Origin of the sequence: Streptomyces sp. NPDC127117, from assembly GCF_042677325.1 — a bacterium.
GTDB lineage: Bacteria > Actinomycetota > Actinomycetes > Streptomycetales > Streptomycetaceae > Streptomyces.
Window position 1 is genome coordinate 38,379 of the sequence record NZ_JBHXTM010000032.1, and the last position, 20,404, is coordinate 58,782.

18 protein-coding genes and 5 tRNA genes are annotated in these 20,404 nt (G+C 72.2%); 9 read left to right on the forward strand and 14 right to left on the reverse strand.

Annotation, left to right across the window (positions count from 1 at the left end):
- Positions 1–95 precede the first annotated feature (95 nt).
- Positions 96–611, forward strand: coding sequence for a DsbA family protein (locus ACFVH0_RS25920; RefSeq protein ID WP_385823838.1), 516 nt, complete (start codon positions 96–98; stop codon positions 609–611).
- 12 nt (positions 612–623) lie between these two features.
- Here the strand turns inward: ACFVH0_RS25920 and ACFVH0_RS25925 are convergent, their stop codons facing one another.
- The 3 genes from ACFVH0_RS25925 to ACFVH0_RS25935 form a co-directional block, all read right to left on the reverse strand.
- Positions 624–1,460 (reverse strand): GNAT family N-acetyltransferase, encoded by an 837-nt coding sequence (locus tag ACFVH0_RS25925; protein WP_385823840.1) that lies wholly within the window; start codon positions 1,458–1,460, stop codon positions 624–626.
- Positions 1,461–1,524: 64 nt separating this feature from the next.
- Positions 1,525–2,346, reverse strand: a complete 822-nt coding sequence (locus ACFVH0_RS25930) for an aminotransferase class IV (RefSeq protein ID WP_385823842.1) — start codon at positions 2,344–2,346, stop codon at positions 1,525–1,527.
- The gene (locus ACFVH0_RS25935; RefSeq protein ID WP_385823844.1) at positions 2,346–3,398 is read right to left on the reverse strand and encodes a chorismate-binding protein; all 1,053 of its coding nucleotides are present in this window, start codon (positions 3,396–3,398) and stop codon (positions 2,346–2,348) included. The genes ACFVH0_RS25930 and ACFVH0_RS25935 overlap by 1 nt, the downstream gene beginning before the upstream one ends.
- A 145-nt stretch (positions 3,399–3,543) precedes the next feature.
- Between ACFVH0_RS25935 and ACFVH0_RS25940 the strand changes: the two genes are divergently transcribed.
- From ACFVH0_RS25940 to ACFVH0_RS25960, 5 genes are all read left to right on the forward strand, one after another.
- Positions 3,544–3,616, forward strand: a tRNA-Gly gene (locus ACFVH0_RS25940).
- Positions 3,617–3,653: 37 nt separating this feature from the next.
- Positions 3,654–3,727, forward strand: a tRNA-Cys gene (locus ACFVH0_RS25945).
- Between the two features lies 1 nt (position 3,728).
- Positions 3,729–3,800: transfer RNA gene (locus ACFVH0_RS25950), tRNA-Val, on the forward strand.
- Positions 3,801–3,819: 19 nt separating this feature from the next.
- Positions 3,820–3,891, forward strand: a tRNA-Val gene (locus tag ACFVH0_RS25955).
- A gap of 23 nt (positions 3,892–3,914) precedes the next feature.
- Positions 3,915–3,989 (forward strand) — tRNA-Val (locus ACFVH0_RS25960).
- 146 nt (positions 3,990–4,135) lie between these two features.
- Here ACFVH0_RS25960 and ACFVH0_RS25965 read toward each other — a convergent pair.
- From ACFVH0_RS25965 to ACFVH0_RS25975, 3 genes are all read right to left on the reverse strand, one after another.
- Positions 4,136–4,417: a zf-TFIIB domain-containing protein gene (locus ACFVH0_RS25965; protein ID WP_124718803.1), complete on the reverse strand. Its 282-nt coding sequence runs from the start codon at positions 4,415–4,417 to the stop codon at positions 4,136–4,138.
- Positions 4,418–4,485: 68 nt separating this feature from the next.
- Positions 4,486–5,457: a phosphotransferase family protein gene (locus ACFVH0_RS25970; RefSeq protein WP_385823846.1), complete on the reverse strand. Its 972-nt coding sequence runs from the start codon at positions 5,455–5,457 to the stop codon at positions 4,486–4,488.
- A 362-nt stretch (positions 5,458–5,819) separates the two neighbouring features.
- Positions 5,820–6,026 (reverse strand): hypothetical protein, encoded by a 207-nt coding sequence (locus ACFVH0_RS25975; protein ID WP_329593620.1) that lies wholly within the window; start codon positions 6,024–6,026, stop codon positions 5,820–5,822.
- A 605-nt stretch (positions 6,027–6,631) separates the two neighbouring features.
- On the opposite strand from ACFVH0_RS25975, the gene ACFVH0_RS25980 reads away from it, so the two are divergent.
- The gene (locus tag ACFVH0_RS25980) at positions 6,632–7,978 is read left to right on the forward strand and encodes a serine/threonine-protein kinase (RefSeq protein WP_385823849.1); all 1,347 of its coding nucleotides are present in this window, start codon (positions 6,632–6,634) and stop codon (positions 7,976–7,978) included.
- A 40-nt stretch (positions 7,979–8,018) separates the two neighbouring features.
- On the opposite strand, the gene ACFVH0_RS25985 is transcribed toward ACFVH0_RS25980, so the two are convergent.
- From ACFVH0_RS25985 to ACFVH0_RS26020, 8 genes are all read right to left on the reverse strand, one after another.
- Entirely contained in the window at positions 8,019–8,837 is an 819-nt protein-coding gene (locus ACFVH0_RS25985; protein ID WP_385823851.1) for a TrmH family RNA methyltransferase, read from the reverse strand.
- Positions 8,838–8,937: 100 nt separating this feature from the next.
- A complete protein-coding gene (gene cobA / locus ACFVH0_RS25990) occupies positions 8,938–10,194 on the reverse strand; it encodes a uroporphyrinogen-III C-methyltransferase (protein ID WP_385823853.1) in 1,257 nt (418 codons plus the stop codon).
- Between the two features lie 208 nt (positions 10,195–10,402).
- Entirely contained in the window at positions 10,403–13,825 is a 3,423-nt protein-coding gene (cobT, locus tag ACFVH0_RS25995; RefSeq protein WP_385823855.1) for a nicotinate-nucleotide--dimethylbenzimidazole phosphoribosyltransferase, read from the reverse strand.
- Positions 13,826–14,158: 333 nt separating this feature from the next.
- Complete coding sequence (gene cbiE, locus ACFVH0_RS26000) at positions 14,159–15,397, reverse strand: precorrin-6y C5,15-methyltransferase (decarboxylating) subunit CbiE (RefSeq protein ID WP_385823857.1); 1,239 nt, start codon at positions 15,395–15,397, stop codon at positions 14,159–14,161.
- Between the two features lie 107 nt (positions 15,398–15,504).
- On the reverse strand, positions 15,505–16,152 hold the full coding sequence (locus tag ACFVH0_RS26005; protein ID WP_266691901.1) for a GNAT family N-acetyltransferase: 648 nt from the start codon (positions 16,150–16,152) through the stop codon (positions 15,505–15,507).
- Between the two features lie 141 nt (positions 16,153–16,293).
- Entirely contained in the window at positions 16,294–17,160 is an 867-nt protein-coding gene (locus ACFVH0_RS26010; protein ID WP_385823860.1) for a MetQ/NlpA family ABC transporter substrate-binding protein, read from the reverse strand.
- A 75-nt stretch (positions 17,161–17,235) separates the two neighbouring features.
- Positions 17,236–17,907, reverse strand: coding sequence for a methionine ABC transporter permease (locus ACFVH0_RS26015; RefSeq protein WP_259930970.1), 672 nt, complete (start codon positions 17,905–17,907; stop codon positions 17,236–17,238).
- A complete protein-coding gene (locus tag ACFVH0_RS26020; RefSeq protein ID WP_385823862.1) occupies positions 17,904–18,965 on the reverse strand; it encodes a methionine ABC transporter ATP-binding protein in 1,062 nt (353 codons plus the stop codon). The genes ACFVH0_RS26015 and ACFVH0_RS26020 overlap by 4 nt, the downstream gene beginning before the upstream one ends.
- Positions 18,966–19,587: 622 nt before the next feature.
- On the opposite strand from ACFVH0_RS26020, the gene ACFVH0_RS26025 reads away from it, so the two are divergent.
- A complete protein-coding gene (locus ACFVH0_RS26025) occupies positions 19,588–19,947 on the forward strand; it encodes a hypothetical protein (protein WP_124718793.1) in 360 nt (119 codons plus the stop codon).
- Between the two features lie 2 nt (positions 19,948–19,949).
- Entirely contained in the window at positions 19,950–20,387 is a 438-nt protein-coding gene (locus tag ACFVH0_RS26030) for a hypothetical protein (protein WP_385823864.1), read from the forward strand.
- Positions 20,388–20,404 lie beyond the last annotated feature (17 nt).

The window sequence follows — 20,404 nt, forward strand, 5'->3', positions numbered from 1 at the left end:
CCCAGGTGCCGATCGGTGACGGGCCGGCCGTGCGGAGCCCCCGGCGGACCGGGTGCCGATTGGGAGGCTCGCGCGCGTCCTGGGAGACTGGCCGCATGAGCGATTCCACCCCTGCGGCCCCCGTCGTCCTCGACGTCTGGTGCGAGCTCCAGTGCCCCGACTGTCACCAGGCCCTCACCGATGTGCACGCCCTGAGGGCCAAGTACGGCGACCGGCTGGAGGTGCGGCTGCGGCACTTCCCGCTGGAGAAGCACAAGCACGCCTACGCCGCCGCGCAGGCCGCCGAGGAGGCGGCCGCCCAGGGGAAGGACTGGCCGTACATCGAGGCGGTGCTCGCCCGTACGGACGGTCTCGCCCGCACCGGCGAGCCGCTGCTCATCGAGGTGGCACGGGAACTCGGCCTGGACGCCGAGGAGATGGACACCGCGCTGATCGACGGACGCCACATGCTGATCGTCGACGCCGACCAGGCCGAGGGCAAGGCGATCGGCGTCACCGGCACCCCGACGTATGTGATCGGCGACGAGCGGCTGGACGGCGGCAAGAGCCAGGACGGGCTGCGCGAGCGGATCGAGGAGATCGCCGACCGGCTGCTCGCCGAGCGGGGCTGAGCGGCCCGCTCCTCAGAGGTTCTTGGCCAGGTTGTACAGGGTCGTCCGGTATCCGAGCGACTCGTACAGCCGCAGGGCGGGTGTGTTGGACGCGAGGACATGCAGTCCCAGCCGGTCGTCGCCCGCGTCGAGCGCGATGCGTTCCGCCTGGAGCATCAGCGCCCGGCCGTACCCCCGCCCCCGGAACTCCTCGCGCACCTCGACGTCGAAGACGTAGCCCACCAGCATCCCCGGATGCATTTCGTGCCGCGCCACCCAGACGTGTCCCACGGCCTCGCCCTCGTGCGTGAGGACGTGCAGATGCGCTCCTTCGGTGGCGAGGCCGTGCGGCAGGTGCTGGGCGTGGCTGGACTCGGCCTTTCTCATGGCCTGGTCCGCGGGGATACCGCGTTCGATCCAGGTCTGCGCGTAGAGGGTGATCGCGTCGCGCTCCCAGTGCGCGAACTCCTCGTCCGTCATCGGCCGGGCGGTGACGTCGCCGGGCAGGGCGGGCGGGGCCGGCTCCAGTTGTTTGACCATGTTCCTGCTGCGCTCGGTGTAGCCCAGCGTGGTGGCCAGCGCCTGCCCCGCCGGATCGTCCGCCGCGACCAGCACGGTCATCAGGGTGCAGCCCCAGCCCCGCAGCACCTCTTCGGCCGCCAGCGCCGCGATGGTGCCGCGACCGCGCCTGCGGCGCGACTCGTCGATGCGCAGGGAACGCAGCACGCCCGCCTTCGTACCGAATCCGGGATCGGTGCCGATCTCGACGGCGCCGACGGGCCGCCCGTTGTCGCACACGTCGTACGCGCGGGTCTGCGCGCCGTCGGCGCCTTGCTGGATCGGCCCGGTCGGCCGGAGGGTGGTGGTCATCGAAGATGTTCTATCCGCTGGAGCCCGGCCCGTCACCCGATTTCCGGTTCGGACCTGTCCGGCTCTACGGGTCGAGGTCGTTTCCGGCCCGCTCGTCGAAGATCCGCATCGCCTTGGCGGTCACGGGGCCGACCCCGCCGGGCAGCTCACGGCCGTCCACCCGGTGGACTGCCTGCACATCGCGCAGGGTGGAGGTGAGGAAGATCTCCTCGGCCCGATCCAGGACGTCGAACGGCAGCTCGGTCTCCTGTGCGCCCGCCCACTCCACGGCCAGCGCGCGGGTGATCCCGGCGAGGCAGCCGGAGGCGACCGGCGGGGTGTGCAGCTGCCCGTCGAGGACGACGAAGACATTGGACCCGGTGCCTTCGCAGAGCTGCCCGGCGGTGTTGGCGAAGAGCGCCTCCGAAGCGCCGTGCTCGTGGGCGCGGGCGAGGGCGACGACGTTCTCGGCGTACGAAGTGGTCTTCAGACCGGTGAGCGCGCCGCGTTCGTTGCGCGTCCAGGGGACGGTGATCACGGCGGTGGTGTCGGGACGGCGGCCCGCCTCGCCGAGGGCGACGACGAGACCGGGTCCGGCGTCGCCGCGGTCGGAGCCGAGCGGGGAGAGCCCTCCGGTGTAGGTGATGCGGAGCCTGCCGAGTGCCATCGGGTTGGCGTCGACGACCTCGGCGCAGGCGCGGCGGACCTCGTCGAGGTCGGGGTCGGGGAGTCCGAGACCGCGGGCCGAGCGGGTCAGCCGGTCGAGGTGGCGGGTGAGGGCGAAGGGCCTGCCGTCGACGGTCTTGACCGTCTCGAAGATGCCGTCCCCCACGGTGAGTCCGTGGTCGAGCACGGACACCCTGGCGTCTTCGGCATCGCGCAGTTCGCCGTTGACCCAAATCCTCATCACGCGGTCCTTCCGGTTGTTTCGTGATCACCCGACGCTACAGCCAGCAGCCTGGACGCCTTGAGTTCGGTCTCGTCCCACTCGCGTTCCGGATCGGAGCCCCAGGTGATGCCGGCCCCGGTGCCGAAGCGGAAGACCGGGGCGGGACCGGTCCGGTCGATCCAGAAGGTGCGTATGCCGACGGCGAGCGAGGCGGTACGGCGGTCGGCGTCGACCCAGCCGATGCCCCCGCAGTAGGGCCCGCGCGGTGCGGTCTCCAGCTCCTCGATGATCCGCAGGGCGCTGGACTTGGGTGCCCCCGTGACGGAGCCGGGCGGGAACGCGGCGCCGAGGAGCCCGGGCCAGCCGGCGCCCTCGGCGAGCTCCCCGCGCACGGTGGAGACGAGGTGGACCAGGCCGGGGTGCTTCTCCACCGCACAGAGGTCGGGAACGGTGACCGACCCGGTGGCACAGACCCGGCCCAGGTCGTTGCGGACCAGGTCGACGATCATCACGTTCTCCGCGTGGTCCTTCTCCAGCAGATCGTCCTCGGTCCGCCCGGTGCCCTTGATCGGTCCCGATTCGACGGTCCGGCCGTCGCGCTTCAGGAAGAGTTCGGGGGACGCGGTGGCGATCTCCACGCCGTGCGCGGGCAGCCGGATCGTTCCTGCGTACGGAGCGGGGTTGCCGCGGGCCAGCAGTGCGGTCAGCGCGTCCACGTCGGCGGCGCCGGGATCGGGCAGCGGCGCGGTCAGCACCCGGCAGAGGTTGGCCTGGTAGACCTCGCCCGCCGCGATGTACTCGCGGATCCGCCGTACGCCAGCGATGTACGCGACACGGTCCAGGGACGAGGTCCAGTCACCGGCCGCGGGCCCGTGCCAGGCGCCCGGCACGGGGGCGGGCACCGCTTCGGTGCGTACGGAGCCGAAGCGCGCGCAGACGAGGCGGCCCTCGAAATCGGCGGATACAGCCCAGAAACCGGATGATTCGAGGGCTGCGGGATCACTGGTCACGTCACGGAGATCGGACGCGACGAGGCCGCCGAAGCGGGCTATTGGAGCGAGGTCGTGCACGTCGTCGAGTCTAGGGCGGCCGGTGATGACCTGCGCCGGGGCAAGCGCACCTCAGCACGCTGCACAAACGCGTTTTTGTACTGGCCCGGGAATCCGCTAGAGTTCAACACGTCGCCGGGACGCGCAAGCGGACCGGGAAAGACAAGCGGACGTAGCTCAGTTGGTAGAGCGCAACCTTGCCAAGGTTGAGGTCGCCAGTTCGAACCTGGTCGTCCGCTCGCAGAAAGTGGGGGATCTTCCCGAACCCTCACTCCTGGTGGAGTGGCCGAGAGGCGAGGCAACGGCCTGCAAAGCCGTCTACACGGGTTCAAATCCCGTCTCCACCTCCAAGGACGATTAGCTCAGCGGGAGAGCGCTTCCCTGACACGGAAGAGGTCACTGGTTCAATCCCAGTATCGTCCACTGGTCCGCAAGGATCCCCGCGCGATTAGCTCAGCGGGAGAGCGCTTCCCTGACACGGAAGAGGTCACTGGTTCAATCCCAGTATCGCGCACGCAGTACACGCAGGTTCACCCTGCGCGATTAGCTCAGCGGGAGAGCGCTTCCCTGACACGGAAGAGGTCACTGGTTCAATCCCAGTATCGCGCACCACCAGAAGCCCCGGTCGTCTCGACGACCGGGGCTTCGCCGTTCCCGGGCTCGTCGTTACCGGCGCACGGATTGGGGTGCGGACGCACTGCGGGCCCGGACGGAACGCGTCCGGGCCCACGGTCACGCACTCAGCGGTGGTGTCCCGTTCAGGACGAGAAGAGCATGCGGCCGAAGCTCTTGTGACGGTAGTGACCGCCGTGGCCGCCGTGGTGCTGCGGGGCACCCCAGGCGGGCGCCGGGGCGGACGGGTACGCCTGCGGGGCCGGCGGTGCGGGCGGGGCCTGCTGCGTCCACTGCGCCTCGATGCGGGTGAGGGACTCCAGCTCGCCGTAGTCGAGGAAGATTCCCCGGCAGCCGCTGCACTGCTCGATCTGTATGCCGTTGCGGTTGTACGTGTGCATCTGTGCGTGGCACTTGGGACACTGCATGGTTCGGCTCACTCCTCGCCGTCGGGTCGCCGTCGCCGGAATTCATGCCCGTCGACGGTCGGTTCAGCCTACGACGAGTGTTCGGCGCCCAACTCGGGCGGGAGAGATGCAATTCGGGCACAGGCGTCGATCATTGTCTGTTCCACCTCATCCGGAGTCCGGTCCTCCACCGCCGACTTGGCGAATGCCAGCGCGGCGGCCTGGACGGTCAGGGCGCGGGCCGGAACGTCCAGGTCCGGCCAGGGATCGCCCTCGGCGCGCACGGCCGGGCCGCCCGCTGCCCGGTAGGCGTCCAGGAAGCGGAGCCAGACCTCGGGGGGCAGGATCCCGGCCGCGTACCAGGCGGCGGGGCGGGCGAGGTCCCAGGCGGGGTCGCCGAGACCGGCGTCGTCCACGTCGATGAGCAGCCATGGTCCGTGCGGGGCCGGGTGGCGGACGAGCTGGCCGAGGTGCAGATCGCCGTGGCACAGGAAGCGCGAGCGGTGTTGGGGTGCGACGGCCTCGTCCCGGGCCCAGGCCGGCAGACGGCGCCAGGCTTCGAGCACGGGGGCGGTGGCCGGGTCGCCGGGCCGTGCGGCGCGCATCCGGGCGACGGCGAGTGCGGCCTTCGCCGGGCCGCGCATGGGCGGGAGCGCGAGGGAAGCCGGGGCCGGGGTCCGGTGCAGCCCGGCCAGCAGAACGGCGGCCTCCGCCCAGGGGGCGGCGTCGGGGTCGCCGGGGTCGACGGGCCGGCCGTGGGGCCAGAGGGTGACCGGGCGGCCGTGGAGGGTGGTGGGGGGTGCCAAGGGGCCGGGAATCAGCGGGGCGAGCAGGATGCCGGTGAGGTGCGGGTCATTCGCGAGGGTGAGGCGGGTGAGCAGGCCGGGAGTGTCCGTGTCGGGGGCGTGGGCCTTGGCGACGACGGCCCCACTGCGGACCACCGTGCCGTCCGCACGGTCCGCGAGCACCGTCGGGGGCGGGCAGGCGCACGGGGCCCCGGGGTGTTCGTGGGCGGCCCGATGGGCGAGATCGCCCAGCACCCGTACGACTGCGGTGGTCACGGTCTCCCCCGATGGCGGACTGGTACGGGCGGGTCCGGTCAGCACCGGGCCCGCCGATGAGCGTACGCGCGCCGGAGGCGGCCGTGGACAGCGGTGAGCGCCACTTCGCCGGGAAGAGCCGTGGGGCGACGTGATCGCCGCTGCGCCGGGAAGAGCCGCAGGGCGACGCGATCGCCACTGCGCCGGAGGGATTCGTGGGGCGGGACGATCTCTGCCGGGCCGCGAACGGCCCCGGAAAGCGCGATGTCCGGTCAGCTCCCCAGCTGACCGGACAAACGCTGCCGTCCGCCGCACCCCCGTCCCCACGGGGTTGTTGGCCGGATGTCCCGGTCCGGACCGCTCTTCCGGACCCGGGGCGCCGCTCAGCGCCCCAGCATCACGCCCACGGACGACGCCTGTGTGACCACTGCGTCCCAGCCGCCGAAGACGACCACGAGCAGGGCCGCCAGGGGAAGAACCATCGCCGTCGCCACCAGTGGGTGGCGTGTGCCGGAGGACGGGCGGCTGCCGAACGAGGCTTGGGCCCTGCGTCCTGCGCGGATCGTGGTCCGCGGTGCCGTGTCCGCCATGGTTCCTCTCCTGACCAGATGTGGGGCGGCGGGCGTGTGACCTCGGGGGACGAGTATTGCGCCCGCCGCTTGACCTCAACATTAGGGACGCGGGGTGCTGCGGGCGTCATGCCCGCGTACCGATTGCCGGGCCTCCCGGAGGATGAGCCACGGGTCGCCGGTGTACTCCCCTGGGTGGAGACCGGGCGCCCGACCCCGGGGACATCCCGGAGGGGGTACCCGCACCTGCGGCGGACCTCGCGGGGGGCCGGAGTCGCTGTGAGACGCGGCCCACCGGTGCGCGCGGCGACAATCACCGTGACTTCACTCACCCTTACCTCCGGCGGCCCGTCCCGGTGCGCCGGCAAGGGCCGCGGGCGCCCGTCCCGGCCGAGGCCGGTGCGGTGCGGCGGATGTCCGGCCGTGCTCCAACCACCCCTCGGCTCAACCGTCTTGGGGGCCGGCCCCGTCCGGCACCGCACCCGTCCCGGCCCCATGCCCCGTCAGGGGGCGTGCCGCGCACGGACAATCGATCGGCCGGTGAGGGCGCGGCCTCTGAGCACCCCGGGCGCCGGGTACGTAAGCTGTGCCTCGTCAGGCGGACCAGGCAGCGGGGATGGGCAGACATGGCGATGATGCGGCTCCGGCGCGAGGACCCGCGTGTCGTCGGCTCGTTCAGACTGCACCGGCGGCTCGGAGCGGGCGGCATGGGTGTCGTCTACCTGGGTTCGGACCGGCGGGGCCAGCGGGTGGCGCTGAAGGTGATCCGCCCCGATCTGGCGGAGGACCAGGAGTTCCGCTCCCGTTTCGCGCGTGAGGTGTCCGCCGCGCGGCGGATCCGGGGCGGCTGTACGGCGCGCCTGGTGGCCGCGGACCTGGAGGCGGACCGTCCGTGGTTCGCCACGCAGTACGTCCCGGGCCCCTCGCTGCACGACAAGGTCGCCGAGGAGGGGCCGCTGTCGGCGGCCGAGGTGGCCTCGATCGGAGCCGCGCTCTCGGAGGGCCTGGTGGCGGTGCACGAGGCCGGTGTCGTCCACCGCGACCTGAAGCCGTCGAACATCCTCCTCTCCCCCAAGGGCCCCCGGATCATCGACTTCGGGATCGCCTGGGCGACCGGGGCCTCCACCCTCACCCATGTCGGTACGGCGGTGGGGTCGCCGGGGTTCCTGGCGCCCGAGCAGGTGCGCGGCGCGGCCGTGACGCCCGCGACCGATGTGTTCTCGCTCGGGGCCACCCTCGCGTACGCGGCCATGGCCGACTCGCCATTCGGGCACGGCAGTTCCGAGGTGATGCTGTACCGGGTGGTGCACGAGGAGGCCCAGCTGCGCGATGTGCACGACGCGCTCGCGCCACTGGTGAGCGCCTGCCTGGCGAAGGACCCCGAGGAGCGGCCCAGTACGCTCCAACTCTCCATGCGGCTCAAGGAGATCGCGGCGCGGGAGGCCCAGGGGCTGCACGAGAGCCGGCCGCCCGTGCAGCGTTCGGCTCAGGAACTGGACCGGCCGACCGGCCGTCTCGACGGCCCGTACACCGAGCAGCAGACCCGGCGGGCGGCTCCTCCCGCGCCCCGTCAGCAGAAGCAGAAGCAACCTCAGGGCAGCAGACCGTCCTCGTCGTCGCGGGCCGGGTCGCCCCGGACCGGTGGTTCGCGCCCCCAGCAGCATCAGCCGCCGCGCAACACCACCCGCTCCGGACGGCGCCCGCAGAGTACGAACGGGGCGAACCGCCGACCGGGAACGCGGCCCGGGGCCCGTACGACCTCGTCGGGGCTGCGTCCCGCCAATCCGCGGCTGCTGCGGCAGCGGCTCGTCGTCTTCGTCGTGGTGACGCTGCTGGTGGCGCTCGGCATCGCGGCGGCCCAGGGTTGCCAGGGGCCGTCCCGGGGGCTGGGGACGGATCCGGGCCCGAGCCAGAACCGGAGCCACGCCCAGATCGAGACCCCGCCCCAGGACCGGCGGCCGGACACGCCCTAGCCGGCCAGGTGCGCGGGTGGCTGCCCGCGCAGTTACCCGGTCAGTTCTGCGGGCGGCCCGATGCCACCGCGTAGAAGGCGACCGCCGCGGCCGCTCCCACGTTGAGCGAGTCGACGCCGTGCGCCATCGGGATGCGTACCCATTCGTCGGCGGCGACCAGGGCCCGGGTGGACAGCCCGTCGCCCTCGGCGCCCAGCATCAGCGCGACCCTGTCCATCCGGTGCGGTGCCGCCTCGTCGATGCTGCCGGCCTTTTCGTCCGGCGTCAGCGCGAGGAGCCTGAAGCCCGCTTCCCGTACGGTCTCCAGGTCCTTGGGCCAGGTGCCGAGACGGGCGTAGGGGACGGAGAAGACCGCACCCATCGAGACCTTGACGGAGCGGCGGTAGAGCGGGTCGGCGCAGTCCGGGGAGAGCAGCACGGCGTCCATGCCGAGGGCGGCGGCGCTGCGGAAGATCGCCCCGATGTTGGTGTGGTCGTTGACGGCCTCCATGACGACGACCCGGCGGGCCGTCGTCAGCAGTTCGTCGGCCGTCGGCAGCGGCTTGCGCTGCATCGAGGCGAGCGCGCCCCGGTGCACGTGGTAGCCGGTGACCCGCTCGGCGAGTTCGGGGCTGACCGCGTACACCGGGGCCGGGACCTCGTCGATGACGTCCCGCATCAGGTCGACCCACTTCGCCGAGAGCAGCATCGAGCGCATCTCGTACCCGGCGTGCCTGGCGCGTCTGATGACCTTCTCGCCCTCGGCGATGAACAGGCCCTCGGCGGGCTCCCGCCTGCGCCGGAGTTCGACGTCGGTCAGTCCGGTGTAGTCGCCCAGTCGGGGGTCGTCGGGGTCGTCGACGGTGATGAGATCAGCCACGGGTTCGATACTGCCTTGTCCGGTGTGTGGTGCCAACGGCTCGGAGGAAGATCCGTTACCGCTGGTTACTCGGTGGGGGTGCGGGCGGGGTCCGGGCCGGCTACTCGGCGGGGCACGGTGCGGCGCCGGTGCCGACCGCGACGACGTCGCCGATGACGATGACCGCGGGGGGCCGTACGTCCTCGGCGGCGGCCCGTTCGGCGACGGTCGCCAGGGTCGCGTCGACGCGCCGCTGGGCCGCGGTGGTGCCCTCCTGAACCAGGGCGACCGGGGTGTCCGGGGACTTGCCGTGGGCGACGAGGGCCTCGGCGATGGCGCCGATCTTGTCGACGGCCATCAGCAGGACCAGGGTGCCGCGCAGCCGGGCGATCGCCGGCCAGTCGACCAGCGAGCGCTCGTCGCCGGGGGCGACATGGCCGCTGACGACGGTGAACTCATGGGCGACCCCGCGGTGGGTGACGGGGATTCCGGCCGCGCCGGGCACGGAGATCGAGCTGGAGATGCCGGGGACGACAGTGCACGGGATGCCCTCGGCGGCGAGCGCCTGCGCCTCCTCCATGCCCCGGCCGAAGACGAACGGATCGCCGCCCTTGAGCCGTACGACGGCCTTGCCGGCCTTGGCGTGCTCGATGAGCGCCTGATTGATCGTCTCCTGCGCCATGAAGCGGCCGTACGGGATCTTCGACGCGTCGATCACCTCGACGTGCGGCGGCAGTTCGTCGAGCAGGTCGCGCGGGCCGAGCCGGTCGGCGATGACGACGTCGGCCTCGGCGAGGAGGCGACGGCCGCGCACAGTGATCAGGTCGGGGTCGCCGGGGCCGCCGCCGACCAGGGAGACCCCGGGGGCGGGCCGGGTGCGGTGGTGCGGGGCGGCGAGCGTGCCGTCGCGCAGCCCCTCGACGATGGCGTCGCGGACGGCGGCGGAGTGGCGCGGGTCGCGGCCCTGGGCGTCGGTGGACAGGACGGCGACGGTCACGCCCTCGCTTCGGCCGGTCGCCGGGGTCCAGGCGGTCGCCACATCGGCGTTGTCGCTGCGCACGCACCAGGTGCGGGTGCGCTCGGCCTCGGCGGACGCGGCGTCGTTCGCGGCGTCGTCGTCGGAGGCGATGAGCGCGTACCAGGTGTCGCCCAGGTCCCCGTCCTCGTACCCGCGGCGCTCCCAGTGGATCTCACCGGCGTCGGCCATCGCCTCGACGGCCGGGGTCGCGGACGGCGATACGAGGGTGATGTCGGCGCCGGCCGCGATGAGCGCGGGGAGGCGGCGCTGCGCGACCTGGCCGCCGCCGACGACGACGACGCGGCGCCCGCTCAGGCGCAGTCCGACGGGGTACGCGGGGTGATCGGCGTGCTCGGCCATGGCGGTGCGGACTCCTCGTGCGGTGCGGTGTGCGGGCCGCTGCGACGTGGAGCGGCTGTGACGTGCGGTTTTGTGGGCGTGGGTCCACGATACGGGGTGCGCCGGAGCGCGGGCGGGAGCTGCCCCGCCCGAAATCGTGGCCCCTGCGGGAAACCACGTACCCGGCCCGGCGCGCATGGCGCCGGGCCGGGTCGGCCGTGGCCGCGTACTACTTCTCGGTGACGCCTGCCGAGTCGAACGTCGCCACTTCGTGCATCGCCCGCGCCGCGCTCTGCACGATCGGCAGCGCCAGCAGCGCACCGGTGCCCTCGCCGAGGCGGAGGTCGAGGTCGACCAGCGGGCGCAGGCCCAGCTTGTTGAGGGCGGCGACATGGCCGGGTTCGGCGCTGCGGTGGCCCGCGATGCAGGCGGCGAGGGCCTCGGGGGCGATCGCCCGCGCGACCAGGGCCGCGGCACCCGCGCTGACGCCGTCCAGGATGACGGGCGTACGGAGCGAGGCGCCGCCCAGCAGGAAGCCCGCCATCGCGGCGTGCTCCAGGCCGCCGACCGCGGCGAGGACGCCGATCGGGTCGGCCGGGTCGGGCTGGTGCAGTTCGAGGGCCCGGCGTACGACGTCGACCTTGCGGGCGTGCATCTCGTCGTTGATGCCGGTGCCGCGACCGGTCACCTCGGCCGGGTCAAGGCCCGTGTACACGCAGATCAGCGCGGCCGACGCCGTGGTGTTGGCGATGCCCATCTCGCCGGTGAGCAGGCCCTTGTTGCCTGCCGCGACCAGATCGCGGGCGGTCTCGATGCCGACCTCGATCGCGGCGAGCACCTCCTCGCGGGTGAGCGCGGGGCCGGTGGTGAAGTCGGCCGTTCCGGCGCGCACCTTGCGGGGCAGCAGGCCGGGTGTGGCGGGCAGCTCCATGGCCACGCCGACGTCGACCACGCACACCTCGGCGCCGACCTGGGCCGCGAACGCGTTGCAGACCGCGCCGCCGCCGAGGAAGTTGGCGACCATCTGGCCGGTGACCTCCTGCGGCCAGGCCGTGACGCCCTGGGCGTGCACCCCGTGGTCGCCCGCGAAGATCGCGACGGCCGCGGGCTCCGGGATCGGCGGCGGGCACATCCGGGAGAGCCCGGACAGCTGGGCGGAGATGATCTCCAGCATGCCGAGCGCGCCGGCGGGCTTGGTCATCCGCTTCTGGCGTTCCCACGCCTCGCCGAGCGCCTTGGCGTCCAGCGGGCGGATGTTGGAGATGGTCTCCTGCAGCAGGTCGTGCGGCTCCTCGCCGGGCAGGGCGCGGCGGCCGTAGGTCTCCTCGTGGACGACCCAGGACAGCGGGCGGCGCTTGGACCAGCCCGCCTGCATCAGCTCGGGCTCCTCGGGGAACTCGTCGACGTAGCCGACGCACAGGTACGCCACGACTTCGAGGTGCTCCGGCAGGCCGAGGGCCCGGACCATCTCGCGCTCGTCGAAGAAGCTGACCCAGCCGACACCGAGTCCCTCGGCGCGCGCGGCGAGCCACAGGTTCTCGACGGCGAGCGCGGAGGAGTACGGGGCCATCTGCGGCTGGGTGTGCCGGCCGAGGGTGTGGCGGCCGCCACGGGTGGGGTCGGCGGTGACGACGATGTTCACCGGAGTGTCGAGGATGGCCTCGATCTTCAGTTCCTTGAACTGCTTGGCCCGGCCCTTGGGCAGCGACTTGGCGTAGGCGTCGCGCTGACGCTGTGCCAGTTCGTGCATGGAGCGGCGGGTCTCCGCCGAGCGGATGACGACGAAGTCCCAGGGCTGCGAGTGGCCGACGCTGGGCGCCGTGTGCGCGGCTTCGAGGACGCGGAGCAGAACCTCGTGCGGGATGGGGTCGCTGCGGAAGCCGTTACGGATGTCACGGCGCTCACGCATGACGCGGAGCACCGCCTCGCGCTCGGCGTCGTCGTAGCCGGGGGCCGGCGGGCCGGCGGGAACCGCGGCCTCTTCGGACTCGGACGCCTCGGGGGCGTCGGAGGCGTCCAGCGCTTCCGGGGCCTCGGTTTCAGCGGCTTCAGCGGTTTCAGCGGCTTCAGCGGTTTCCGGCTCAGGGGCCGGGGCCGCCCCGGCGGGCTCCTGAGCCAGGCCTTCGGCGGGCAGGGCCTCGACGGGCAGGGCTTCGGGCTGCGCTTCGGGCTGTGCGGAATCCACCGGGCCGGTCTCCGCGACGGGTACGGCCTCCGCGGTGTCCGCGAGGGGCGTGATGTCCGGGGTCTCGATGACCTCGGGGCCCTGCTCGGGCTCCGGCTCGGACACCGTCGGAACCTCGGCCTCGGGGGCCACGGCGATCCCGGCGGGCTCGACCGGCTCGGAAGGCTCCACGACGGCCTCGGCCGCGACGGGCTCCACCGACCCCACGGGCCCCATGGCGATCGGCACGCGCTCGGGCTCCGGCTCTGCCGGCACCTCGGCCTCGGGCTCGGTTGCGGGGGCCGGGGCGGCGCTCTCCTCGGCCACGGGGGTCGGGGCCAGGTGCGGAGTCGTCGGCACCGAGCCCTCCACGGGCACGAACCGGCCCATGGCTACGGCTTCCGCGTTGTCCTGCGGCGCGATCGCTTCGGCGGGGATCTCGGCCGGGATCTCGGCGGGCGTCTCGACCGCGGCCGGTACCGGTTCGGCGACGGGGGCGGCCACGGGCTCCGGTGCCGCGACCGGGGCGGCCTGGACCGGCTGCGCCTCGGGCGTCGGAACCGGCACCGGCTCGGCGACGGGTTCTGCGACGGGCTCCGAAACGGTCGGTTCCGAAACGGCCTGCTCCGGGGCGGCCTGCTCCGGGGCGGCCTGCTCCGGAACGACCGATTCTGCTGCCACGGGTGCGGCCTCCGGCTGCGGGGCCTGGGCCCCCCACGGGCTGCCGCCCTGCGGCAGGATCTCGCCGAGCTGCGGGCCCGGCAGGGCCGACGCGTCGTCACCCGGCAGCTCGAAGTGCTCCGGGCCGGTGGTCGGCGGCCCGGAGTGGCGTGCGGGGGCCTGGGTCCGGGCCTGCGCCTGGGGCGCGCCCGCGGGTCCGCGGTCGGCGAGCGAACGCACGACCCCGCCGGTCGGCGTTCCGCCGTAGGACGGCGTGCCGTCGGGCACGGCCGGGCCGCGGTGCAGCGGCCGGCGCACCGGTGTCTGGGTCTGGGCGGCCGGAGCGGGGGCCGGGGTGGGCGACGGGATGCGTACGCCCGTCAGGTCGACCGAACCGGAGTCGCGGCCACCGGACTCATGGGTCCCCTGGCCGGTCCCGGGCATTTGCTCCGCCACCGACTGCTGAGCGACGTAAGCCTCCGCGGCCTGGGCCTGGACGGGCTCCTGCACCTGGACCTGGACGGGGCCCTGGGGCTGTGCCGGGGTCTCGCCTGCCGCCTGGGCATAGGGCTGGGCCTGGTAGGCGACCTGTCCGGGCAGCGGGGCCTGGGCGGCGACGCCCTCGGGGTACTGGCCCGGGGGCGGTACGGCCTGCGGGTCGCTCCAGGCTCCCTGCGGGCTGGGCATCAGGAGGAGGTCGTCGTCCTCGGAGACATGCTCGGAGGGAGCGAGGTAGGTGTAGGCGTCCGGGGCGGCGACGCCCGGCTGCTCCACCGTGCCTGCGTTCTCCGGCAGTCCCTCGACCGGGATCTGGCCGGTGTCACTCATGCGTACCCCTCGCCCATCGTCAGTGCTCCTTCGGCCCTTCGCCCGGGACGCCCGAACACGGCACGCCGGCGCTCGTCAACAAGAACGAGCGGGCTCGCCGCGCGGCACGAATCGGTCGCGGACATACTGCATTCTCGCGGCCGTTCGCCGCCGCGGCAGCTCATTTCGCCACGGCCCGCTGTGGACTGCGCCACGTCGCGCATCCCCCGGTTCTGCCGTACCACAACGGGGGCCAAAACGGTCCCCTTTTCCGGACATTGACGAACGAAGCGACGAACGTACGGGCGCGGTACAACGATCGGCCAGCCTACCTCCCGCTGTACGCCGACCGGGTCACGGGGCGAGGTCGGAACGCAGCGCCGACAGGAGAAACACGACCGAGCGCTCGCGCTCCGACCATGCTGCCGTGTCGAGTTCGACGGACTGGAGGAGCGAGCAGCGGACCGTATATCCGTTTCCGCTCAGGGCGGCGCCGAGCGCCTCGGCCTCGTCCCGGGTCGAGGCATGGGTCACGATGCGTTCCGGCCGCCGTTCGGTGACGGCGGTGACGACGGGCACCCCGCCGCCCCCGATCCGTACGACATCGGGTTCCGGCAGCCGTTCCAGTACATGCGGGGCCCGGCCCTCGACGACCTGGAGCTGAACGCCGAACGCCCGCGCCGCCGCCGCGGTCCGGGCGCAGGCGGCCGGGTCGCTGTCGACCGCCAGGACCGCCGCGCCGAAGCGGGCCGCCTCCACGGCCAAGGCCCCGCTGCCGGAGCCGATGTCCCACAGGAGGTCGCCGGTGCGGGGGCCCAGGCGGGCCAACTGGGCGGCGCGCAGCCCAGGGGACTCGCCCTCGCCGCTCTCCGCACCGGACCCGGTGGCCTCGGCCGCGTACGCCTCGGCGGGCAGTCCCCAGCCTCGTACGTCATGGGGGTGGGCGGGGAGGCCGCCCGCGAGCCAGGCGCCGGCGGCCTGCGGTTCGGGGCCGCCGCCGATGACGATGACCACGTTGGGGTCGCGCCAGACGTGGTCGGCGGCCTTCTCGGAGGTGACGACGGTGACCTGTTCGCGGCTGGTGCCGAGCTCCTCGCAGATGACGAAGGTGCGGTGGACGCCTTCGAGGAGCAGGGCGAGTTCGGTGGGGCCCGCGCCGGGCGAGGTGAGGACGGCGACCTTGTGGTGGGCGCGGCAGACGTTCACGGCGCGGCGCAGGGTGCGTGGGTGGGCGACGACCGTCCGGGCGTCCTCCCAGGGCATGCCCGCGCGGGCGAAGGCGGCGGCGACCGAGGACACGGCCGGGACCACCTCGACCTCCAGGCCGTGTTCGGGTGCGCGGAGGTTGCGTACGACTCCGAAGAAGCCGGGATCCCCGTCGGCGAGGACCACGGCGCTGCCCCGGTGGCCGGCGATCCGGCGGGCGGCGAGGTCGATGGAGCCCAGGCGGATGCGTTCGGCGTTCGCCGGGACTTCGGGAAGTGCGAGGTGGTGGGCGGCTCCGGCGACGAGCGTGGCGGCCGAGAGGGCGGCCGTGGCCGCTCCGGTCAGTGGCGAGCCGTCCCAGCCGATCACGGTGACCCGATCGGCCATCTGTCGTCAGTCTCCTGGAGTTGTCGCAGGTGGGGATGGTGGTGAGGGTCGGGCAGGGTGAGAGTACCCGGTCCGTGCCGACGCGGTGTCGGGGCCCCTTCGCGGGGTCAGTTCCAGTCGTTGTAGGCGCCGTAGCCGCCGGCGTCGGCGAGCTGCTCGGCGACGCCTTCGAGGTCTTCGGGGAGCAGGCCCCAGACGATCAGGTCGGTCCTGATGTCGGTCCAGCCGCCGTCCGTGCCGTTCTCGGTCCGGGTCCGCGCTATCCGGGCGTTGCGCAGCACCCCCTCGCTGATGCAGCCGAGCTTCTGGGCGACCTGTTGCGAGGCGGTGTTGTCCGCGGCGGTGCGCAGCTCGATGCGCTCGAAGCCCTGGTCGCGGAAGAGCCACTGGGCCAGTGCCAGTACGGACTCGGTGGCGTATCCCTCGCCGCGGGCCCAGGGGGCGGTGATGTAGGCGGCCTCGGTGGCGCGGGTGCGCCAGTCGGTGTTGCGGAGCCGGACCGAGCCGACCAGGCGCTGGGTGAGGAATTCGGTGACGGCGAGAACGATGCCGTCACCGCCGGTGCGCTGGGCGGGGGCGATCCTGCGGACCCAGCGTTCGGCGTCGACCTGGGTGTAGGGGTACGGGGCCTCGGTCCAGGCGACGACGAGTTCGTCGTTCATCATCTCGATGTACGCGGGGATGTCCGCCATGTCGAAGGGGCGCAGCACCAACCGATCCGTGCTGATGGAGATGTCCGGAAAGGTGGAAGTCATGCGCAGCTCCATACCGAAGACCGTTAAAGGCACAGCATGCAGCATCGGGGCGGTGGTGCGCATGGGCGGGTCCGCACGGCGGAGCCCCGCGACCCCCTGGGTGGGGTGCGCGGGGCTCGTCGGACAAATGCCGTGCGGGTGTCAGGACTTGGCGGCGGTACCGAAGGCCGGGACGACGGAGCCCTGGTAGGTGTCCTCGATGAACTTCTTGACCTCGTCGGAGTGCAGGAGCTTCACGAGCTTCTGGACGCGGGCGTCCTTCTCGTTGCCCTTCTTCACGGCGATGATGTTGGCGTAGGGGTTGCCGTCGGCCTTCTCCAGCACCAGGGAGTCCTTGGCGGGCTTGAGGTCGGCCTCGATCGCATAGTTGCCGTTGATGACGGCGGCGTCGACGTCGTCCAGGGCGCGGGGCACGGTGGCGGCCTCCAGCTCCTTGAACTCCAGGCCCTTCTTGTCGGTGATGTCGCTCAGCTTGGCGCTGGTGCCGACGCCGTCCTTGAGGGTGATGAGGCCGTTCTCGGCGAGCAGCTGGAGGGCGCGGCCCTCGTTGGTGGTGTCGTTGGGGACGGCGACGGTCTGGCCGGCCTTGATGTCCTTGAGGTCCTTGACCTTCTTGGAGTAGAGACCGAGCGGCTCCAGGTGGACGGTGCCGACGGAGACCAGGTGGGTGTTGTTCTTCTTGTTGAAGTCGTCCAGGTACGGCTGGTGCTGGAAGAAGTTGGCGTCGACCTGGCCGGTCTCGGTGGCGGTGTTCGGCAGGACGTAGTCCGTGAACTCCTTGACCTCCAGCTTGAGGCCCGCCTTCTTCGCCAGGTTCTTCTCGACGAAGCCCAGGATGTCGGCGTGCGGCGTCGGGGACGCGGCGACGACGAGCGCCTTGGAGGTGTCGGCCTTGGCGCCGGTCCCGCTCTTGGTGTCCGGGTCGGACGAGGTGCCGCAGGCGGTGAGGCCGAAGGCGAGGGCGGCGGTGGCGGCGGCAGCCGCGGTGATCTTGATGTTCTTACGCACGAAGAGTGCCTCTTTCCGGTGGTGATGGTGGTGCGCCCGGACAAGGAGTTCGGGCTTGTGAGCGGAGTGGAAGTCTCAGGTGGTGGTGCGCCCGCGGCGGGCCAGCAGGCGTACGGCGCCGTCGCCGATCAGCTGGATCACGGTCACGATGACGATCAGCAGCGCGACGGTGATGAGCATGAACCGGTTGTCGAAGCGCTGGAATCCGTAGGTGACGGCCTTGGAGCCGAGCCCTTCGCCGCCGACCGCGCCGGCCATCGCGGAGTAGCCGATGAGCACGATGACGGTGGTGGTGACACCGGAGACGAGCGAGGGCAGCGATTGCGGCAGGAGCACCTTGCGGACGATCGTCGGGATGGATCCGCCCATCGACTGGACGGCCTCGACGAGCCCGTGGTCGACCTCGCGGACGGCGGTCTCGACGAGCCGGGCGAAGAAGGGGATGGCGCCGACGGAGAGCGGCACGATCATCGCGGACGGGCCGATGAAGGTGCCGACGACCCAGGTGGTGAAGGGGATCAGGGCGATCAGCAGGATGATGAACGGCAGCGAGCGGCCGATGTTCACGATCACGCCGATGACCTTGTTCACCGGGGTGTTCTGGAGCAGTCCGCCCTTGTCGGTGAGGACCAGCAGGACGCCGAGCGGCAGCCCCACGAGCACGGTGACGACCGTTGACCAGAGCACCATGTAGAGGGTGTCGATGGTCCCCTGGGTGAGCAGCGGCTGCATTTCGGACCAGGTCACTTCGCCACCTCCTTGGTGAGCGGGGCGGGGGTCTGTACGGGGATGGCGGGGCCGTCGTTCTCCACGACCTCCGCCTGGAGGCCCTGCTCGCGCAGGAAGCCGATCGGGACGACGTTCTCCTCGAAGCGGCCGGGCAGCTCGATGCGCATCCGGCCGATCTGCTTGCCGCCGACGGTGTCCATCGCGGCGCCCAGGATCGAGATGTCGATGTTGTACGTACGGGAGAGCTGGGAGATCACCGGCCGGCCGGCCGCGTCGCCGTGGAAGGTGACGTCGACGACCGTGCTGCCGGGGCCGGTGGCCGCGCCGCCGACGGGGAACAGCTCGTGGGCCAGTTCGGAGCCGGGGGTGGCGAGCAGTTCGCCGACGGTGCCGGACTCGACGATGCGGCCCTTCTGCATCAGCGCGGCGGAGTCGCAGATCGTCTTGACGACGTCCATCTCGTGCGTGATGAGCAGAACGGTCAGGCCGAGCTGCTGGTTGAGGTCGCGCAGCAGCTGGAGGATGGAGCGGGTGGTCTCGGGGTCGAGGGCCGAGGTGGCCTCGTCGGAGAGCAGGACCTTGGGATCCCCGGCGAGGGCGCGGGCGATGCCGACGCGCTGCTTCTGGCCGCCGGAGAGCTGGCCCGGGTAGGCCCTGGCCTTGTCGGCGAGGCCGACCAGGTCGAGGAGTTCGAGGGCCTTGCGGGAGCGGTCCCGGCCCGGGACGCCGAGGATCTCCAGCGGGAGTTCGACGTTGGCCTGGACGGTGCGGGAGGCCAGCAGGTTGAAGTGCTGGAAGACCATGCCGATGCGGCTGCGCGCCTCGCGCAGTTCCCTGCCTGCCCGGCGGCCGCGTCCGGCGAGTGCGGTGAGGTCCTGGCCGGCCACGGTCACGGTGCCCGAGGTGGGGCGCTCCAGGAGGTTGATGCAGCGGATCAGGGAGGACTTGCCGGCGCCGCTCTGTCCGATGACGCCGTGCACCTCGCCCTCGCGGACGTGCAGGTCGACGCCGTCCAGGGCGGTGACCTCACGGCCGCGTGACTGGTAGACCTTCGTGAGGCCCGAAGTGGTGATCACAGGGGTTTCCGTCACTGTCGAGTGCGCGGCGCGGTGTCCGCCGGGCACGGGGCATTCGTCTGATGAGACTGTTTGGACGTTTCGGTCGGACGTTCCAAGCTGGGGTCTCGGCACGGCTCGGGGCGGCGGGTGGCCGGGCAGCGGTGCTGGGGCAGGCTCGTTCCGCTGGATGCGGACGGCTCGGGCTCGGTCTCGCTTCGGGGCGCGAGGATCGGGCGGGGGCCCTCAGAAGGTGCGCATTCGACACATACAACGAGCACCGGGCGTCGTGATCGCCTCGGTCGCAAGGATGCGGTTGCTCGTCGTGGTCATGGGCCAAGTAAAACAGACGTAACGTTCCACCCGACCCTGCTGTCCGAATAGCGGACAGTCGTGGATGGTGTCATGAGACGGCCCGGCCGGTTCTCCCGATTCCCGCCTGCTCGTCTTTGACCTGCGCCGATACGACGGAGAGGGCGCGGAGGGGTGATCGGCGGCGGCATCCGCGGCCGGCCCGCAACGGTGCTGGGCTGTGGCAAAGGCCACGGCCCCCGCCCCGGTCGCCGGCCCGGTCCGTGACCCGCCGGGAGCGGGGGCGGGGGGCGCACGCAGGGGGCCGTTTGTTCCGTAATACCCTCACTCCATGCTTGTCGCCCTGACGGTCGCGGTCGCCGTGACCGCGCTCGCCCTCGCCGCCTGGTGCGGATTCGCCGCGTACCGGGACCAGCCGACCAAGGACTGGCACTTCATCGGGATGGCCGTGGTCTCGCTGCTGGCGCTGGCGCAGCTGGTGGTGGGCATCGTGCAGCTGTCCCGGGGCGAACGGCCCGAGCAGGGCATGACGATCTTCATCGCGTATCTGATCGGGGCCTTCCTCGCGGTGCCCGCGGCGGGTTTCCTGTCGCTGACCGAGCGGACCCGGTGGGGTTCGGTGACGGTGGCGGCGGGCGCGGTCGTGCTGGCCGTCCTCGAAGTACGGCTCTACGACATCTGGGGAAACTGACCGTGACCGAGACCGATCACACCCCCTCGGCGGCCACCGGCGAGAAGCAGTCCTTCGACCTCGGCACGGGCCCCGGCCGGGTACTGGTCTGGTTCTACGGGGTGTTCACCGTCGCGGCCGCCTCCCGCTCGATCGTCCAGATGATCCTGGACTTCGGCAAGGCACCGCTCGCCTATGTGCTGTCGGCCGTCGCCGCGCTGGTGTACGGGTTCATCACGTACTCGCTGGTGCGTGGCGGCGAGAAGGCGCGCAGGACCGCGCTGGTGTGCTGCGCCGCGGAGCTGCTGGGCGTGCTGGTCGTCGGGACCTGGACGATGGCGGAGCCCTCGGCGTTCGCGGACGCCACCGTCTGGTCCGACTTCGGCATGGGATACCTGTTCATCCCGGTGATCCTGCCGGTCACCGGGATGATGTGGCTGCGCCGGGCCAGGACCGCGTAGCTCCTGAGCGCCGGCCG

What these genes read in the sequence shown, in the direction of transcription:
- ACFVH0_RS26025 (WP_124718793.1), top strand. Translation starts at nt 19,588, where the DNA reads ATGCTTGTCGCCCTGACGGTCGCGGTCGCCGTGACCGCGCTCGCCCTC.
- ACFVH0_RS25920 (WP_385823838.1), top strand. Translation starts at nt 96, where the DNA reads ATGAGCGATTCCACCCCTGCGGCCCCCGTCGTCCTCGACGTCTGGTGC.
- ACFVH0_RS25980 (WP_385823849.1), top strand. Translation starts at nt 6,632, where the DNA reads ATGGCGATGATGCGGCTCCGGCGCGAGGACCCGCGTGTCGTCGGCTCG.
- ACFVH0_RS25975 (WP_329593620.1), bottom strand. Translation starts at nt 6,026, where the DNA reads ATGGCGGACACGGCACCGCGGACCACGATCCGCGCAGGACGCAGGGCC.
- ACFVH0_RS26005 (WP_266691901.1), bottom strand. Translation starts at nt 16,152, where the DNA reads ATGACTTCCACCTTTCCGGACATCTCCATCAGCACGGATCGGTTGGTG.
- ACFVH0_RS25965 (WP_124718803.1), bottom strand. Translation starts at nt 4,417, where the DNA reads ATGCAGTGTCCCAAGTGCCACGCACAGATGCACACGTACAACCGCAAC.
- cobA (WP_385823853.1), bottom strand. Translation starts at nt 10,194, where the DNA reads ATGGCCGAGCACGCCGATCACCCCGCGTACCCCGTCGGACTGCGCCTG.
- cbiE (WP_385823857.1), bottom strand. Translation starts at nt 15,397, where the DNA reads ATGGCCGATCGGGTCACCGTGATCGGCTGGGACGGCTCGCCACTGACC.
- ACFVH0_RS25925 (WP_385823840.1), bottom strand. Translation starts at nt 1,460, where the DNA reads ATGACCACCACCCTCCGGCCGACCGGGCCGATCCAGCAAGGCGCCGAC.
- ACFVH0_RS25930 (WP_385823842.1), bottom strand. Translation starts at nt 2,346, where the DNA reads ATGAGGATTTGGGTCAACGGCGAACTGCGCGATGCCGAAGACGCCAGG.
- cobT (WP_385823855.1), bottom strand. Translation starts at nt 13,825, where the DNA reads ATGAGTGACACCGGCCAGATCCCGGTCGAGGGACTGCCGGAGAACGCA.